This is a genomic window from Psychromonas sp. (assembly GCF_047632955.1).
Lineage (GTDB): Bacteria > Pseudomonadota > Gammaproteobacteria > Enterobacterales > Psychromonadaceae > Psychromonas.
The window spans coordinates 22,175-40,057 of the sequence record NZ_JBLIED010000011.1 but is presented as its reverse complement, the minus strand read 5'-3'; the positions used below and the strand labels follow the sequence as shown (position 1 = coordinate 40,057).

General features: G+C 45.4%; 12 protein-coding genes and 1 pseudogene. 6 read left to right on the top strand and 7 right to left on the bottom strand.

Translation table 11 applies throughout. The features are described 5' to 3' along the window. Positions 1-54 precede the first annotated feature (54 nt). The 5 genes from ACJAZP_RS09065 to ACJAZP_RS09045 all read right to left on the bottom strand — a co-directional run bounded on the left by ACJAZP_RS09065 (position 55) and on the right by ACJAZP_RS09045 (position 6,867). The gene (locus ACJAZP_RS09065) at positions 55-195 is read right to left on the bottom strand and encodes a hypothetical protein (RefSeq protein ID WP_415230420.1); all 141 of its coding nucleotides are present in this window, start codon (positions 193-195) and stop codon (positions 55-57) included. Positions 196-389: 194 nt separating this feature from the next. Next, the gene (locus ACJAZP_RS09060) at positions 390-1,022 is read right to left on the bottom strand and encodes a hypothetical protein (RefSeq protein ID WP_415230419.1); all 633 of its coding nucleotides are present in this window, start codon (positions 1,020-1,022) and stop codon (positions 390-392) included. A gap of 246 nt (positions 1,023-1,268) precedes the next feature. Beyond that, on the bottom strand, positions 1,269-3,383 hold the full coding sequence (locus tag ACJAZP_RS09055; protein WP_415230418.1) for a type I secretion system permease/ATPase: 2,115 nt from the start codon (positions 3,381-3,383) through the stop codon (positions 1,269-1,271). Between the two features lie 2 nt (positions 3,384-3,385). Further along, the gene (locus tag ACJAZP_RS09050) at positions 3,386-4,765 is read right to left on the bottom strand and encodes an HlyD family type I secretion periplasmic adaptor subunit (protein WP_415230417.1); all 1,380 of its coding nucleotides are present in this window, start codon (positions 4,763-4,765) and stop codon (positions 3,386-3,388) included. Next, positions 4,762-6,867, bottom strand: coding sequence for a peptidase domain-containing ABC transporter (locus ACJAZP_RS09045; RefSeq protein ID WP_415230416.1), 2,106 nt, complete (start codon positions 6,865-6,867; stop codon positions 4,762-4,764). The genes ACJAZP_RS09050 and ACJAZP_RS09045 overlap by 4 nt, the downstream gene beginning before the upstream one ends. A gap of 715 nt (positions 6,868-7,582) precedes the next feature. Between ACJAZP_RS09045 and ACJAZP_RS09040 the strand changes: the two are divergent. Continuing rightward, a pseudogene (locus ACJAZP_RS09040) lies at positions 7,583-7,787 on the top strand (IS256 family transposase); the annotation flags it as partial. A 420-nt stretch (positions 7,788-8,207) separates the two neighbouring features. Here ACJAZP_RS09040 and ACJAZP_RS09035 read toward each other — a convergent pair. Next, on the bottom strand, positions 8,208-8,705 hold the full coding sequence (locus tag ACJAZP_RS09035) for a hypothetical protein (RefSeq protein ID WP_415230415.1): 498 nt from the start codon (positions 8,703-8,705) through the stop codon (positions 8,208-8,210). Between the two features lie 36 nt (positions 8,706-8,741). Next, positions 8,742-10,883: an LruC domain-containing protein gene (locus ACJAZP_RS09030; protein WP_415230414.1), complete on the bottom strand. Its 2,142-nt coding sequence runs from the start codon at positions 10,881-10,883 to the stop codon at positions 8,742-8,744. Positions 10,884-11,327: 444 nt separating this feature from the next. Between ACJAZP_RS09030 and ACJAZP_RS09025 the strand changes: the two genes are divergently transcribed. The 5 genes from ACJAZP_RS09025 (at position 11,328) to ACJAZP_RS09005 (ending at position 17,798) form a co-directional block, all read left to right on the top strand. Next, entirely contained in the window at positions 11,328-12,338 is a 1,011-nt protein-coding gene (locus tag ACJAZP_RS09025) for a glycosyltransferase family 4 protein (protein WP_415230413.1), read from the top strand. Between the two features lie 204 nt (positions 12,339-12,542). After that, positions 12,543-13,778, top strand: a complete 1,236-nt coding sequence (locus ACJAZP_RS09020) for a glycosyltransferase family 4 protein (protein WP_415230412.1) — start codon at positions 12,543-12,545, stop codon at positions 13,776-13,778. Beyond that, positions 13,771-14,910 carry a glycosyltransferase family 4 protein gene (locus ACJAZP_RS09015; RefSeq protein ID WP_415230411.1) on the top strand — a complete coding sequence of 380 codons (1,140 nt, stop codon included), beginning with the start codon at positions 13,771-13,773 and terminating at the stop codon, positions 14,908-14,910. Before ACJAZP_RS09020 ends, ACJAZP_RS09015 begins: the two co-directional genes overlap by 8 nt. Before the next feature lie 3 nt (positions 14,911-14,913). Beyond that, complete coding sequence (locus ACJAZP_RS09010; protein WP_415230410.1) at positions 14,914-16,341, top strand: lipopolysaccharide biosynthesis protein; 1,428 nt, start codon at positions 14,914-14,916, stop codon at positions 16,339-16,341. Beyond that, positions 16,338-17,798 (top strand): O-antigen ligase family protein, encoded by a 1,461-nt coding sequence (locus tag ACJAZP_RS09005; protein WP_415230409.1) that lies wholly within the window; start codon positions 16,338-16,340, stop codon positions 17,796-17,798. The genes ACJAZP_RS09010 and ACJAZP_RS09005 overlap by 4 nt, the downstream gene beginning before the upstream one ends. Positions 17,799-17,883 lie beyond the last annotated feature (85 nt).

Sequence of the window (17,883 nt, the reverse complement as noted above, 5' to 3'; positions counted from 1 at the left end):
TCATTTTATTTTGTTGTTAATCTGTTTTATATTTTTTCTTTTCAAAAGGTTCGATTAGGCATTCGCTAAACAGTCAAAGCTTTTGAAAACGAAACCAATGGGGTCAGGTCTTGTGTTTTGCCCACCAAGAAAACCAATGGGGTCAGGTCTTGTTTCTTGCATAAAATAAAATCTGTCATCTGCTCTATTTGCCATCATCTTTCCTTATGACTTATTGTTTGAAAATTAAATACAATGGAAATCAATACGCTCAGGTCTTATTTCTCGTCTTTTAATTAAAAGAGCAAAATACAAGACCTGACCCCATTAACTTTTTCTGAAGATTCAAAGTCGATGTAGGACATATCAGCCAGCAGTGCATTTATATAAGCTTGATTTAAAACATTCATTTAAAATTCCTTTTTATTTATATTTATTAAAGGCTGTAAAGCATCTTCTGCATTAACATGATTGATATTGAGGTAACGTGAATCACTAAGTACTAATTTTTTCTTTCTACTGTCTTCACTATAATTTAAACAATCTCGCCAAACTGAGGTGGGATGTTTTGGTGAAATGTTATAGTGATAGTCGACGTAATGAGCTAACACATCACCACTAAATCGATCAACAACTGAATAATCATATCGATTAATGGCATAGCCACTGTCCTTTTTAGTATGTATTGCGACCTTCTCAGACCTACTGTAATAACGGGTATCGACCTCATCCAATGCCTCAATACCAAGACAGAGATTGGCATCATAATAAGGCTTACCTTTTTCAGATTTCCAATAATGAAAGGTTGCATTCTGATTACAAAATTTACTGTTAATTGGCAACTTACTAAAACGGTAATAACGGGTATCAGGCAAAGAAAATAATCTCATAAAGCTTTCCTTTGCCTGACCAGTGGGTTCAACCACATAATAATCAAACCCATTATAAAGTGGATATGGATAGCCAACTGCACGCGTTTTATTTTCAATATATCCATCAACATACACGGTTTTATATATCTCTCTCCCCCATCTAAACGGCACAAACGTATCAATTCATTCACGCCTGGGCTTGGGCCGAAACAGCGATAAAGACCAAAAGCGGATAGCATAAACAGCACTATATGCGGCCATTTTATTTTCATTGGTTTACTCCCAATATGTAAATAGGCATAGATTGTTTTTTATCTTTATAAGTAGCATCAACTATCTGAATATTGATACTTTGAAATTTTATAACCATCACACTTTCCTTATCTATTGTTATTTTATTTAATGTGAATCAAAGGGTTACCCCACTTGACTCGCCCATAACCTTGCATACTTTTCTTTTTGTTCAAGCAAACTCTGATGACTACCCGACTCGCTTATCTGCCCGCTTTCTATCACTAAGATGCGGTCGCAGTGGCGGATGGTATTTAAGCGATGGGCGATACTGATCACCGTGCGCCCCTTGGTGATTTCCGGTAAACGGCTAATAATCGCGGCTTCCGACTCGTAATCCAGCGCACTGGTGGCTTCATCTAAGACTAGAATTTTGGGGTTGGTAATTAATGCGCGCGCGAGGGCTAAACGCTGTTTTTGACCGCCCGACAAACTGCCACCGCGCTCACCGATTTGGGTGTTGTAACCCTGCGCTAGTTGCTCAATAAATTGATGCGCACCCGCCAGCTTTGCGGCATTTATTACCTGTTCTTCACTGGCCTGCGGTAGGCACTGACGAATATTGTCGCTGACAGAGCCAGAAAAAAGATGGCTTTCTTGCAATACAATGCTCATGCTGCGGCGCAGTTCAACAGGGTCGGCTATCGCCAAATCCAGCCCGTCGATAGTCACCTCGCCCGAGTTGGGGCTATACAAACGTTGCAGTAGTTTAGTGACGGTACTTTTACCCGAGCCGGAGCTGCCGGTAATACCGATAAACTCACCGGATTTAATCTCAAAACTTAAATTGCTAATGACTTCCGGGGAATCACTTTGATAACGAAAACGCACCTGTTTGAAACTGATTTCACCGTTCACTTCAGGGTTTGAAGCTAGCCCTTCTGCGCCCGCTTCGGTTGGCTCTGATAAAATATCGCCAATGCGACTTAGGGAAATAAGAGTATGTTGAAAGTCCTGCCACACTTGCGCTAAACGTAAAATCGGTTGGGTCACTTGTCCGGCCAACATATTAAAAGCAACCAGTTCGCCAGCAGTCAGATCGCCACTTAATACCAATTTCACGCCCCACCAAAGCAATAATGCTGCGGTGACTTTTTGAATCAGGCTAATACCCTGTTGCGCTAAAATACTGGTGATACGTGCTTTAAAGCCCGCTTTAAGCTGCATCGCTAAATTAGTTTGCCACTGTTTAATAAAACCCGCTTCAACGGCACTGGTTTTAATGGTTTCAACGCCGGTGATTGCTTGATTTAAAAAGGCGCTATTATCGGCGCTACATTCAAAATGGGTATTCACGCGCGCACGCAAAGTCGGCCCGACACATAACCAGAAGAGAAAATAGAGCAGCAGTGAGCCGAGTACTAACCAAGTAAGCTTGGGCGCATAGGCAAACAGCACGGCGATAAATACAAAGATAAACAGCAGGTCGAGCAACATGCTCAGTGCCGAGCCGGAAAGGAATTGCCTTATTTTATCCATCTCTCTCACACGGGCGGTAATTTGCCCTGTTTGTCGCTGGTTAAAAAAGGACATCGGCAAGGCAAGCAGATGGCGATACAAACGGCTGTTAAGCTCGGCGGTTAATTTGCCGGCCAGATTAGAAAACAGCCAGCCGCGCAGATAGGAGAAAATCGGCTCAAACAGCGCCAGTGCCATCATGGCAATAGCCAGCACCTGCAGGCTCGATAAACTGCGACTGACTAATACTTTATCGATCACGTTTTCAAACAGCAGTGGCGTCACCAGTGCAATTAACTGAATAAACAGAGATACCAATAAAACACTTTTTGCCTGTTTGATATGTTTTAGTATGGATGGAATAAACCATGAAAAACCAAATTCAAGCTGTTTTTTAGCGACCGCTTTATCCGCTAATAAAATAATATGCTGCGCCGTTAGTTGCGCCCATTGTATTTTTGATAAGCTTTTTTTCTTCTTACTAACAGGGTGTTGCAGTAATACTTGTTCACCTTGACTGGCAAGCATCAAGCAATATTCACCATTGATTTTAGTCAGTGCCGGCATCGGTAAATTCTCAAGTCTATCGAGTTGCACTGTTTCAATACGCGCCTTAACACCAACCCAAGCGGCGCAGCGACACAAATCTAATTCGTCGGCACTGCCCGCTTTTAAACCGAGTTTATGTTGCAGGCTGCGCGCTGAAACTGATTTATCAAAATGCTCAGCGGCCAGTACTAAGGCTAAAATCCCGTGGTCGGTCACCCGTTGCTCTGTGGTCATAATTATCGCTCTCTCAGCGCTTCAGCTTGGTATTGCTGCAGCGGACTGAGCAGATATTCAATGACGCGGCGGTTACCCGTTTTGATTTCGGCCATCACACTCATACCCGCACCCAGTGCAACCAGCGCATCATCAACTAAGATATCGCTGCGCGCTAATTTCACCCGCGCCGGGAACACTAACCCCAATTGCTCATCTTCCACTGCATCTTGGGAGATATATAACAGTTCGCCATTAATGGTGCCGTATTTGGTAAAGGGAAAGCTGTCCACTTTAATCTCCACGCTTTGCCCTGCCCGCACAAAACCTATATCTTTATTGAGTACCTTCACCTCCGCTTCAAGTTTCGCTTGCGCGGGCACCACAACCATTAATGCTTGCGCCGGGGTGACCACACCGCCCAAGGTATGAATACTCAATTGCTGCACTATACCGTCAACGGGAGAGCGCAGGGTTTGTCTGCGCAACCGCTCTTGTGCTTTAATCAGCTCTTGCTTTACCTGCGTTAAGTTAATTTCAACCTGATTTAAATCTTGGTAATACTGGCGTTTTTTTTGTGCCAGCAGGCTATCGCTCTGATCCTTAATCCCTCTGCGTTGCGCAAGCAAAATGCCCTCTTGTGCGGCGAGTCCACTGATACTGCGGTTGATATCAAGCAGCTCTTTTTCTTGCTCTAACAGGTCGACTTTGGCGATTACTTTACTTGCCGCCAGGCTTTGGTTGGCCTTAAGGCGCACCACTATATTGTTTTTTAATGCTTGCAGTGAGATAAGATCTTGTCGATTGGCCTCTTGCTGCGCGAAATTGACTTGCAGCTCGGCTTGCAGCTGCTCAAGCGCCGCGTTGGTCTCTTCCACTTCGCTTAAAAGCTGCGCTTTGCTTTTTTGAATTTGCGTTTTTGATGTTTGTGCCGGCGCAATAAAATTGGCCTCTGGATCGGATGTCAGTAAGGCGGTGAGCCTGGCAGACTCTAAATTCGCATGCATTATTTGCTGGGTTAAACGCTCTATTTCCGCATTAACATCGACCACATTTAACGCGATCAAAATATCCCCTTTTTTGACATGCTGACCATCTTTTACATTGATCAGCGCAACTTCACCTTGCTCTAAAGGTTGAATGATTTTTGAATGACTCGATACCATTAATCGTCCCTGCGCCCCGGCATGAATATCCAAGCGACCGACAACAGACCAAATTATGATTGTTATGAGAAAAACAGTGAGTACTAATGCGGTGAGCCTTGCTCTTGGGGCGGGTGGTTTTTCAATCACGTCTAAATGTGCGGGTAAAAAATCGTATTCATCACGTTGGCGGTTAGGGTTTTTATCGTCCTGTTTTTGATCGACTAGGGCTTTAAATATTGTTTTAATATGTTTCACGCTTTCACTTCCTCTCGCACTTCACTTTGCAGTTTCCATAAATTGGCATAGCGACCACCCGCGGCGAGCAGCCCCTGATGTGTTCCCTGTTCGACAATATGCCCAGCATCTAAAAACAGGATGCGATCACACTGTTTAACGGTTGATAATCTATGGGCAATGGTAATAACGGTGCGCTGAGCCGCCATATCAGCCATATTGTTTAAGACGATTTGTTGCGTTTCATCATCCAGTGCACTGGTCGCTTCATCAAAAATAATAATGGCAGGCGAGCCTAACAGTGCCCGGGCAATAGCGATGCGCTGTTTTTGTCCGCCAGATAATGAACTCCCCCCTTCTGCCAACAGGGTGTCGTAGCCCATTGAGAGCTGTAAAATAAAGTCATGGGCACCCGCAAGTTTTGCCGCTTCCACCACCTGCGCAAATGAGCAGGCGGGATATTTAATGGCAATATTGTCTCGGACACTGAGATTAAACAGGTAGTTTTCCTGCAGAACAACACCAATTTGGCTGCGCAGATAAGGGGCGGAAAGTTGATTAACAGCCACGCCATCAATAAAGACGGTGCCTGACTCCGCTAAATAGAGCTTTTGAATTAAGCGGGTAAAGGTGCTTTTACCCGAGCCTGATGGCCCCACGATGCCGATATTTTCACCCGCCTGAATGGCTAATGAGATATTTTCTAATACCAAAGGCAGGTCCGGCTGATAACGAAAGTTAACCTGCGAGAAGATTAACTGACCGGAGAGCTTCGCGGTGGGCACCAGATCGCCATCACTAATTTCTGTGGGTAGATTTAAGACATCACCCAGTTTATCCACCGCCACGCGGGTTTGCACAAACTGCTGCCAAAGCTCAACCAATTTAGCCATCGGCTGATTGATATGGCTGACCATCATATTAAAGGCGATTAACTGCCCGATAGTTAGCTCCAGATTAATCACCATATTAGCGCCAATCCAGATAACCAATACACCGGTGACGCGCTGCAGCAGATTAACGCCTTGGTTAACACCGGCTTGTAATGTCTGCGTAGAAAAGTTAGCGGCAACCACCTGCTGTGTTTGCTCTTCCCATCGGCGTTGAAAAATAGGCTCTATCGCCAAGCTTTTCACCGTTTCACTGCCGTGAATTGTTTCTGTTAAAAACGCCGTATTTTGTGCACCACATTGAAACTGCTGCTCTATTCTTTTTTCGAGCGGCGCGGCGGTTAACCAGGCGATCAAAAAGTACAGCGGTAATACAGCAAGAACAATCAGGGTCAGCTTGGCAGATAAGTAGTACATCACCGCGATAAACACAAAAGCAAAGCTGACATCAACCAGCAGTGTCAATGCGGCACCGGTTAGTAAATTACGAATGCTGTCCAGTTCACTGACGCGCGAAACAATCACGCCAACCTGGCGGCTTTTAAAATAGGCCAGTGGCAAACGAAAAAGATGGGTAAAAAGATTCAGTCCAAGACGAATATCAATGCGATTGGTGGTATGCACAAACAGGTATTCACGCAGCCCTTTGGTAATAACTTCAAAGACCCCGACAACTAACAGCACCACCACCAATACATCTAATGTAGAGAGCGCGTTATGCACCAGCACTTTATCCATCACCACTTGAAAAAATAGCGGCAGTATCAGTGCAAGCAGTTGTAAAAAAAGGGATAAAACTAATACTTCGCCAAGTAAGCCTTTGAAGCGGACAAATTCAGGGATAAACCAACTGACATCAAAATTGAGTTTACTTTCAAGAATAAAGATGACTTTGCTTGACCATAGCGCCTCAAGCTCGTCGACAGATATGACTTCCGGTGAGGTTTTGTCGGCGCGTTGAATTAAGACTTTATCGTCAGCCATTTTAGCCAATACGATATGATCGCCGTCCACCGTTTCAAAGCTCAGCGGCAGTTGATCAGTGCTGAGTTTTTTCCACTTGATAGTGGACTGTTTAAGATGCAACCCGTATTGCTTAGACAACTGCTTTAGATATTGCGAGAGCTTTTTATAGCTCGCATCAAATTTTATAGGTAGCAGCTTAATACCGTTAAGCTGCAACAATATATCGCAGCACCTTAACGCGGCTGGATTAACACTTCCTGTGTTCAAAATAAATCCTTTTAATATATCCGATATTCCGCACCAACGTGTAATAAAATTATTTAATTAAGTTATTTTTTATATTTTATTTTTAAGTTAAAAACAAAAGTCATGTTATATACCAGACTCGCAAGTTAAAAATAAAAGTCACTTAATATCAAACCATTACACATCACACTCACGAAAAAATGGATATGTTCCAAGACGCTTTAATTCCTATAAAACGACAAAATAACAAAATACCACCAACAAAATAGCATTTAAACTTGATAGTTAAATGACATTTAAATGCGAAAACGGATAATGCAAGATTACGCTGTTTTGTGCAATGAAGAAGGAATAAAGTTGCGAAATTGTGTGACATTGAGCATGAAATAAGGAAGAAAAGTGCACGAACATGAAAACAATAAGAAAGGGAAGTGCAAACTCAAGGCGGACAGCAACAGGGTAGGATCTTGTTTTTTATCTAAAAAATAAAAACGTAAGTGCTAATAATCATATAGAAAGTTTCTACGATTCAGGTTCAAGTCTATAAAGGCTAATTTAGGAGGCTAACCTAGCAGGGCTAACTTAGGACAGCGATATCTTTAGACAGAGGTATACTTGCCATGTAGAACACAGCCCATTGTTCATCTTTACGAAGCATCACCAGGGGATGTAAAAAGGATTGTGTAACTGCTTATTATCTATAACCTTAAAACAGGCCAAAATAATGACTAACACGATGAATAAAGATAAACTACAAGCACTTGCGGATGAGTTAGCTAAAGATATTAAAACGCCAAATGATCTCAGTCAGTTAAGCGCTATGCTCACTAAGCTGACGGTTGAAGCTGCTTTAAAATCAGAAATGGTTTCACCTAGTCTACGATAAGAATGCACCCGCTGGCCATTCTAGTGGTAACAGTCGCAATGGTTACTCAACCAAAAAGCTTAAAGGGGATCATAAAAAGGTATGGCTGTGCTCATTTACCTACCGTCCTCATTTACCTACCTCTTCCAATCTAGCTTTACTTCATCAAGAAAAGAAAGTAAATAGCACGAGGTATCGTCGCTTTATTTTAACGATTGAATTTTTTATACGGCGAAAAGAAAAAATCCGCGGTTAGCTTGCCCATTTGGCGGTTATTTATGCGTAATAATATCAGTATATTTGCTATTAGCGAGTTACTCGGCATTAAATCAAAATACTAAGCGCGAGTATCCCATGTTGCACGATTTAACAAGTAAAATGCCCCGCATGAACAGGGCATTTATTTACAAGCTAACAGACGCTGCTCATCGAAGCTTTCACCAACAGCACCGTTAAACTTTTATCTCCTTAACAAATCGGCCCTTGAACGAGAAAATCACTGCCATATTAATTGATTATTATCGACATAGATCTCTTGTTGCAGCGGTTCACTGCCATCATAAAACCACACTTCAAGCAGATATTGCGACTGCTTATTAAGGCCGGTAAACGACTGTGTAAAGCTACCGTTTTGTAATGCGCCGCCCATAACACGGCTGGCTGAATCGGGATAATAACGCCCTGAATCAAGCAGCTGATAATCTTTATAAACAGAGATATAAGCGCGTTGGTCATCGTTTAATTCGACTATCACCTCAATAGTCTCTTTAGTGGTGAAACTAAAATCTTGCGCTGCGACCAAATAATCAATTTGCAGCTGCCCTTCCTCAACCACAAAAGATTCAACCGCAACGGGCTCAACCACGCTAACAGTCTCATTGGAACTTTCAAGAATATTCGATGCACTTTCAGATTCGCCACCCGAACCACCACAAGCGTTAAGCAGCAGACAAAAAAACAGCAGTGTGAATGGTTTTAAAATTGTGTTTAACATAATGCCACCTCTAAAATACGCTTAAAAAGCGTGCTATTAAAATAAATTTTTTGTAACAGCCTGACTTGACTCAAACCAGTTGCTTTTTTCAGCACCCTGCGATTCAACAAAGGTTTGAAAATACGGATACGCCTGCAGCAAAGACTTTCTTTCACTGGGCCATTGCCAGCTATCCACAATTTCTAATGCCCAGGATAAATTATTGGCATTTCGAAAGTAACGGTTATTCCAAGGCTCACTGGTATCATCGGCTAAACCAAAATAGTCGTGATTAAATTTTTCAGTGGGCGCATGGTCCGGCAGATGAATTTCAAGCCCTCGTCCCGGATGTTGGCTAAAAATATCACCGTGATAAAGCCCTTCGGTGGCGAAAATAAAGGGATCATAGGGCGGTGCTGGCAAATCAGCTAAGGGCAGAGGATTAATTAACGGCACACTGACCTCAAAATCAAAGCTCTGGGCTTGATCACAGCCGTTCTCGCTGCGATAGAACAAACAATCACTGGCAACATGTTTCCATAAATCCTGGCTTATCATGATCACCGCGTTACTGTTGCCGTTTTCCAGAATGTCGTAGGTGGTCGCACCGTTCTGACCGCTATACTGCTGCTTGATATTGTTATGCAGTAAACGTAAAGCCTGAGCGTTGACGTTAGTGGTCGCAATATTATTCAACTGCACCGCAAAGCCATTATGATAATCTCCCCCAAGAGCCTGTAATTCACCATAAATATCAATGCGCACCAGCTGTTGATCGCGAATCACTTCAACGGTGCGGTAGTGCATCACCACATCGTTCATATCGTAATCATCACTGATCGGCCATTGATCTTCATAAGCTAAGGTCACCCAACCGTTTTTACTCGGATAATAACGATAAGATAGACCGGATTCGGAAATACTGATCGCATGGTCTTCAACCTCACCGCTGCTGCTGCCGCCGTTGTAATTCAAGCCGCTTTGCTGACTGAAACGAAAACGGCTCCAGCTGTTACCGGAAAGTGCATTGTCAGGAACGCGAATAACAATATTGTTAAAACCCGCGGTCAAACTGATATCGGTAATATTTTGCTCATTGTCATCGCTAAAATCGCCATCACCATTCCAATCAAACCACGCATTTAAAATACCTTCCGTTGATGCATAAACACTGACCACCGAATCGAGGCCAATCTCCAGGGCACTGACAAAATTAACCCCGTCTTCATCGTCATAACTTTGCTCATTAATCACACTGCTGTCATCGGAGTCCGCCCCGCTGTAACCGTCGTAATCACCATCGGGTGGCATTAACCCCAAGTAGGTCTGTCCATCGAGTAAATGGCGCGGACCATTGTCGGCCAAAAGTGTCGCATAACTTTGTGGCGCATCACCAAAATCAATCGTTGATGGTGTATCTTCATCAATTAAAGGCGCACTGGCGCAGCGCGCACCGTCATTTTGGCTGGAGCTGGGGCCGTCAGAAAATTTTACCGCAGTGACATCAAGTGCGCTTAATTGCTGGCTATTAAGTGTTCCGTCTAAAGTCGACAGATCAATACGATAAATTTTTCCGTCTTGATTGCGCGACAGGTAAAAGTAACCGTTCACATCAAAATACATCGCACCAAATGTGCCCGTTTCACCGCTGTCGCCGATCGCCAAGGTGTTGCCTGTTTGCGGATCCATTTGATACAAAATCCCGCTACTATTATCAACACCGTAGATCATATTATTAGGATGAAAGGCAAAATCAGTTAAATTCACGCGGCTATTTGTGCTAATTAACTGAGCTTCAAGCGTGGCATTAACATTCAAATCAAGCGGGCGAAGATCAACCCGATACAGGCCAACACCTTTGCGGTAAAGATAATAATAGTGACCGGAAACATCCCCCACAAAAAAAGATTTACCCGCCGGCAAGCCACTCAGATTCAGTGTTTCAACCTGAAAATCACTGCCCATACGTACCATCTGCAGATCCGTTGTATTAAAGCCATATAAATATCTGTCCTGCTGATCAAAGCCCAGACCATTGATATTCGCCGCGATCCCGGGATTATCTTCAAGTAATTCATAATTTCCGGTGACTAAATTAACACCATAACTTGCTACCGGATTGCCCTGGAAAAGAAAAGCTTTACTCGGGCAAGTACTAAAGGGCGCGGCGTAAGCGGTAGAAAAAAGTGGTATTGACAAGACCATCACCTTAAAAAAGCTCGTGCAGTTTTTAACCGGCCTTTTTTTATAATCAAACATTCTTAAACTGTTTACCCTGCGCATACTTTCACTCCTTCGATTTAATACAGATAGCCATTTGTCTGTCTATTGCTTTGCTTCTGGTAGTGGTTTTAGCAATTCCTATGCCAGCTTATAAAAACAAACAGGCAACCCGCTGTATATAAGAGCTGCGCTATTGTTCCAGACAATACAAAGGTGATTAAAGCGCCGCATTTACAGCGCTCGATTTGCAATCTGCAATGCGCAGTGCATTGCAAATCATTCTATATGCGGAAAAGAAGGCGGTATTGTGCCGCAAAGGATGCGCGGTGGCCCTGCTATCAACAAGTTGCGATAGCTGGCACTAAAGTTGCATTTTGTAAAAAATAAAATGTAGATAGATATAATAAGGCGAAGCTTTCAATGGACAAACATAATATTTGGTTGCTGCTCGATAGCAGTAAAGCGGGCGGAATCGAATCTCACGTACTGCAATTAGCACAAGGTTTACAAGAGCATGGTGAAACACCCCTGGTGGTTTTTCTGAGCGACTATGGCAAGCACCCGCTGCGCGAGTTGTTAGCGCAAAGCGGTATTGCCCAGCTAACCTTGAATGGCCGGTGGCGCACGCTGTTTCATAAACTGCGCCGAGCATCCCCGGCTATCCTGCACACTCACGGTTATAAGGCCGGTATTTATGGACGACTCGCAGCCAAAGCTAATAAGATTCCGGTCTTTAGCACTTATCATGCGGGGGAAATTGCCACCGGCAGGCTCGCCTTTTATGACCGAATAGATAGATTAACAGCGGTTTTTGCCGATCAGCTGTTTGCCGTTAGCCCGCAGATAGCAGCGCGTCTGCCCAACAGAGTCAAGGTGCTGGATAACTTTGTCAGCACCACTCACCTGCAACATTCGACGGGGCAACAAATTGCCTTTGTCGGCCGAGTAAGCGAAGAAAAAGGCCCGGATCATTTTGCTCATTTAGCGGAGCACTTTTTAGATGACACCTTTCACCTTTACGGTGACGGTCCAAAGCTTGCTGAACTTAAAAAATACGCACCGGAAAACCTCAAGCTACACGGCCAGCAGGATGATATGAACGCCGTCTGGGCACAAATAGGTTTACTGGTGATTCCGTCGCGCTATGAAGGTCTGCCGATGGCAGCTTTAGAGGCAATGGCAAGAGGCATTCCGGTGTTAGCCTTTGGCGTCGGCGCGCTGGATAAGTTAATTGAGCATAATGGCAATGGCTGGCTAATTAAACCTGAAGATATTGAGCAAATGGCCGTGCAGCTTAAGCGCTGGCAGGTAATGTCGGTGACAGACAAGCAGCGCATGCAGGAAAAGGCAATACAAACCATAAGCAAACAATTTTCAAGCGATATTGCGATTCCGAAACTTATCGCCCGCTACCGAAAATTCACACAATAACTCACACAATAACCCACATAATAACTCTCAAATAACTCAGTCCTGAGCATTGCATTATGCAATGCAACTTGCCAACAAATCTCAGTTAGCGCTAATTTCCATGCAAAATTAAAACAAAAATTACTTTAATACAATGAGTTACATTTTTGGAACAACCTTTGCAATGAAGTATTAGATTAGTTTTATTAACCATAGCGAGGGCATATGATTCAACCTGAAAACAATCCGAAATGTATACTGTTTACCCACTATGGAGAGGATTGGATTCGCGGTAGCGAGCGCTGCCTGCTGGATCTGCTTAGCCACCTTGATAAAGACAAGTTTAAACCGCTGCTGTGGTGCAATCAGCCGAGCATGGCAAACGAAGCCACAAAACTCGGCATTGAGGTTTACTGCAGCGAGTTTCCTTTGCTGCTCGGTTGGAATGCCCCGCGATTTAATATTCGCGCTTTTGTGGGTTTAATAAAACAAGCAATCACATTAATCGATAAACACCAGATAGCGCTAATTCACGCCAATAGTGCAGCCCCTTGCCAGTGGCTAAATTTTGCAGCGCGCAAACGTAATATTCCCCTGATAGCGCACCTGCATTCATTTTATCAGCGCCGTGACCGCTTAACTCTGGGCTTATATCAAGTCCCGCTACTGATTGGCGTGAGCTCTTTTGTACTCCATGATTTACAAACTGACAATATGCCCAATGCACGCATGCAGGTTATTGCTAACGGCATCGATACCCAAAAACTGCTGGCACAAAAACGCCTTGATTTGCGCGCAGCCTTAGACATCGATGTGGGTGATTTTGTGATAGCCACGGTGGGCTCGCTGATTCTGCGCAAGGGTGTGGATCTGATTATTGCAGCGCTTACACATTTAATAGACACAAAGAAACGTCCTGTGCATCTGCTTATTATCGGTAGCGGGGAACAGGAAAATAACTTAAAGCAGCAGATTGAAGATTCGGGTCTGCAGCAGCATATAACCCTGCTCGGGGAACAAAAAGATGTGCACGGAATACTGCGTGGCAGCGCCGATCTGTTTGTTTCCGCTGCCAGAGAAGAAGCCTTCGGATTGGCGCTGGCGGAAGCAAGCCTGGCAGGGCTTGCCGTTGTCGCGCCGGCAGTGGGCGGAATTGTTGATGTGGTGATTGATGGCCAAAGCGGAATATTAGTGCCTCCTGAAAACGTTAATGCCTTAAGCGCCGCAATCGACAAACTGTATTTAAATCCATCACTCAGTCATGCCATGGGCATTGCTGGCCGCCAGCATGTGCTTGATAATTTTACTATGGAAAAAAACTGTCAGCAGTTTGAGCACTTATACGGGCAATTGTTAACCTCCCCTGCCGCTCATCGGCCAGGGATTCGCAATTGGTCTCTGCGCTTGTCCTTTGCCAGCGTCTGGCGACGATTGACTAACAAGCGAGTGACTTATGAATAATAAACAGCACTTACTGGTACTCGATCCCACCGCTTTTAGCGGCGGCTCTAAAATTGCAACGGAAAGCATTCTGCGTTTGCTTGATCTGCAAAAAACACGCATAACCGTGCTCAGCGCCGATCCTGACTCCTGGCAGTGGGCGCCGTTAAAACGGGTGCGCCTCTACCAGCCCAAATGGCTGGCCAAAAAAGAGCAGGGAATAGCCTATTATCTACGCCACCTGTTTATTGCCCTGAATATCATCATCGCACGCTTACGTTTTGGCCGTTTTGATCTTGCCGTAGGTGCATCCGGACCCGGTGTTGATTTAGCGCTGTATCTGCTCAAACCTTTGTTTGCCCTAAAAGTGATTCAGTTAATTCATGGCCCGGTTGCCCGTTCGCGCAGCATTGCCCACAGTCTGCTTGCCGCAGATCAGGTCTATTATCTGCACAGCAGTCGTGATTCGCTATTAAACAGCCTCAGTTGCCGCAGTGCAGAGCCGCTGACAACATTGCCTGCACAGTTTCATATTATGCACAACGGCTTAAGCGAGCAGTGTTGGCCGACGCCTTGCCAATATCAGCATAGCGCTCTCTTTTGGGCCGCATCCTTACTCAAATGGAAAGGCCTGAATACCCTGCTGGCGGCGCTGCGCAGCATATCGGCAAACGCTCGGCCAAACACCCATATCTGTTATATCAAACCACAGGATACGCAGCTGCCAATCAGTCAGCTGCCGAATAATCTGCAGCATGTTTATTGCTATCAGCGTCCGCAGAATCTCGATCAGATTCGCGCCAGCGCAAATATTTTTGTCTCCACCAGCGAAAATGAGCCCTTCGGTTTATCTATCTTAGAAGCACTGGCAGCCGGGCAGTGTGTGCTACTGCCCGCCGACGGCGCATACTGGGATCTGATATTAGAAGATAAGATCAACTGTATTAAATACGCAGCGGGTGATAGCTGCGATCTTAAGCATAAGCTGCTCTCAGTGAGCAACGATATACAGCAGGTCAGAAAAATCGGTGAGCAGGCGCGCAACGTTGCCGGGCAGTACCGCGCCGAGCAGCAATATGCCCAGCTTAAAAAATGCATTGAAGATAATCTACAACAAGCTACCCATCAAAGTTCCAGCTATGCGGAGAGATAAGTGATGAAACTGCAACTAAGCAGCGGCTTTCGGCAAAGCATGCTTTACGGGATCAGTATCGCAATGATGAAAGGCATATCTCTATTGATGCTGCCCTTTATCGCACAACACCTGAGCAACAGTGAATTCGGACGCTTGGAGGTGATCAGCAGCCTGGCAATTATCGGCAGTATTTTAGTCGGTATGGGCATGGAAGATACCCTGTTCCGCTTTATCGGCAGCGCTAAAAATGAGCAGCAGCGCGCTAAAGTCGGCGCGCAAATTTTCAGCTTAACCTTACTGATTGCAGTTCCGGCGCTTATTATCGGCTGGTTTGCAGCAGCGACTATTGCCGCATGGATACCGGGCAACCCCTCAACCTATGAAGTGCGTCTGCTGTTAGCGGTTTTGGCACTGGAGGGTTGTATCGCGGTACCACTGGGCTGGTTGCGGATTAAAAATCGCGCCATGAGCTTTTTTATTGCAAGCTTTGGACGGGCATTTATTCAGGCCGTGCTGGTGGTTATTTTTCTGTCTCTGCAACGCGGAGTAGCCGGCATTTTAGAAGCGGGATTAATCGCCGCTGTGATCCAAACCGTGCTGCTCTGCTACTGGCAGATACGCGATACCGGCTTAGCTTTCAGCGTCAAAACCGGGCGGAGTGCCTTTATCTACAGCCTGCCGATTGTCGCCAGCGGGCTGGTTGCTTTTGCCCTCAACGGACTGGATCGCTGGGTTTTAGCCGAATACAGCAGCTTAGCCGATGTGGCTGACTTTTCTATCGCCGCAAAATTTGCACTGGCAACGGTACTGTTACTGCAGCCCTTTGGCATGTGGTGGTCACCGCGCCGTTTTGCGGTGCTCAGTGAAAATGGCGGCGCGCAAAAAGTCGCCCGCTTTACGGCAATGGGCGGCGCATTGGCTATCCTGATTGCAACATTAGTCGCCCTGATCTCTCCCGCCCTGATCGCTTACCTGTTACCGGAAAGTTATATAGTCGCCGGCGAATATGCAGTGGCGCTGGTGCTGATCATGTTATTAAAAGAGCTCGTTGAACTGTTTAATATCGGCTGTTTTAGCGGTAAAACCACCAACAGCCAGTTTATTATCAATCTCTTTAGCGCGCTGGTAGGCATCGCCTGCATGCTGCTGTTAACCCCCCTTTATCAGGTCTGGGGAGTTATTTTCTCTTTATTGATTGCACAATTTATCCGTCTGCTGCTGTTTTACCAGGTCAGTCAATATTTTTTAAAGCTCAACTACCCGATTAGCAATCTCCTTAAAATGGCTTTACTGGCCTTTATCTGGCTTGCACTAGGCTCGCAGACTGAGCATTTAGGACAATTAAGCCTGTTGATCCTTGCAGCCAGCGGAACACTTTTGGGCGCCGCGCACTACCTGGAGTTGCTCAACCTGCCGTTTAAGCTAAAGCAAAAGGTAGTCAGTCAATGAAAGCTTTGCATAACCGTCCTGACAGACAGATTAAGCTGATCCTGTGCATCTCTTTATTGCTCTGTCTGCTAATCGCTCTGGCGTGGAACTTTGTCGCCCATCCGGTAATCATTATCGCCTTCGGCCTGCTGCCATTGGCGATTTTTACGGTGCTGCGCCAGCCGTTCTTTTTTGTGCTGCTGTTTGTTATCTTCTCCTTTTTCCGTATTCATGAGGTTTTTCCACAGATTTACAACTTCAAAATACCGCTACTGCTGTCATTAGCCTCGCTCGGTGCCTTATTTTGGCATGTCTGCTTATCCGCTAAGGTCAAAATTTACTGGCGGCCGGAGCTCACCACCCTGAGTGTGTTTTTTGTATTGGTAACAGTTGGCGTGCTGCTGGCAAGTAACCGCCCGGTCGCCATCGAATACTTTAAAGGCATCTACTGGAAGATTATCATCATGACCTTTGCGATTGCCTGGCTGTCGCGCAGTGCAAAAGATTTTTCCCTGGCATCATTGCTTATTACCTTTTTTGGCATGTTAGTGGGGATAGTCGCACTGTCCAATCAGATTCAGGGTATTGGCCTGGTCGAAGGCACGCGCGTGACCATCGGCCGTGACTTCGGCTCTGTTTTGGGCGATCCCAACGATCTGGCGCTGGTGCTGATGTTTCCCGTGGCCTTTGCCGGCAGTTTAATAATGACGCCCAATCTGCCACGCCCGACAAAACTGCTCGGTTTTCTGAGCATCGTTATCCTCTGTTTAGCCATTATCGCCACCCAAAGCCGGGGAGGCCTGCTCGGTATGCTGGCGATTTTTTCGGTTTACGGCTATCGCCGAATTCAATCTAAAACACTGTTTTTCAGCGTTGCACTGCTCGCCGGCTGCGCACTTTTTCTGTTTGCCGGAATCTCCGATCGCGCTTCCGGCGGCGCGGCAGAAGCCGGTATTGATGCCTCGGCAATGGGCCGTTTATACGCCTGGGAAGCGGCCTTTGGAATGGCCCTTCACAACCCCTTTAGCGGCGTCGGGCTAAATAATTTTTATTCCAATTATTACTACTACAGCCCGCATTGGGACGGGCTTAATCATGCCGTGCACAGCACCTGGTTCGGCGTGCTTGCCGAAACCGGGTTTCTCGGTTTAGTGGTATTTATTATGACTATTTCCTCACTGCTTAAAAGCGCACTGCGCAGCTTACGAGAAATTGAGCACAACCTGTGCAGGGTTCACCCGGCGATACACGCCGCCTCACAAGCTGTTTTTTCAGGGCTGGTCGGCACTATGGTCTCCGCGACCTTCCTCACGCAGGGGTTCACCTGGCCAATCTACATTCTGGCAGCCTTGGTGGTGGCGATAGCACAATGGAATGCGCGCTACCTGTCAACTCCCTCGACAACTCTATCAACAACAACCTCGACAACTGACTCAACAACAATCTCGACAACTTTTTCAACGACAAAAAAGGCTTAATTGCATTTTGCGAATATCTTTTAAAATCCACCTGAAAATACAGCTTAAAAAATGCTTTATAAATATAACAATTTGATTCAAAAGA

Excerpts from the sequence above, each read along its gene's own strand:
- ACJAZP_RS09065 (WP_415230420.1), bottom strand. The coding sequence starts at position 195 with ATGGCAAATAGAGCAGATGACAGATTTTATTTTATGCAAGAAACAAGA.
- ACJAZP_RS09055 (WP_415230418.1), bottom strand. The coding sequence starts at position 3,383 with ATGACCACAGAGCAACGGGTGACCGACCACGGGATTTTAGCCTTAGTA.
- ACJAZP_RS09035 (WP_415230415.1), bottom strand. The coding sequence starts at position 8,705 with ATGTTAAACACAATTTTAAAACCATTCACACTGCTGTTTTTTTGTCTG.
- ACJAZP_RS09025 (WP_415230413.1), top strand. The coding sequence starts at position 11,328 with ATGGACAAACATAATATTTGGTTGCTGCTCGATAGCAGTAAAGCGGGC.
- ACJAZP_RS09020 (WP_415230412.1), top strand. The coding sequence starts at position 12,543 with ATGATTCAACCTGAAAACAATCCGAAATGTATACTGTTTACCCACTAT.
- ACJAZP_RS09015 (WP_415230411.1), top strand. The coding sequence starts at position 13,771 with ATGAATAATAAACAGCACTTACTGGTACTCGATCCCACCGCTTTTAGC.
- ACJAZP_RS09010 (WP_415230410.1), top strand. The coding sequence starts at position 14,914 with ATGAAACTGCAACTAAGCAGCGGCTTTCGGCAAAGCATGCTTTACGGG.
- ACJAZP_RS09005 (WP_415230409.1), top strand. The coding sequence starts at position 16,338 with ATGAAAGCTTTGCATAACCGTCCTGACAGACAGATTAAGCTGATCCTG.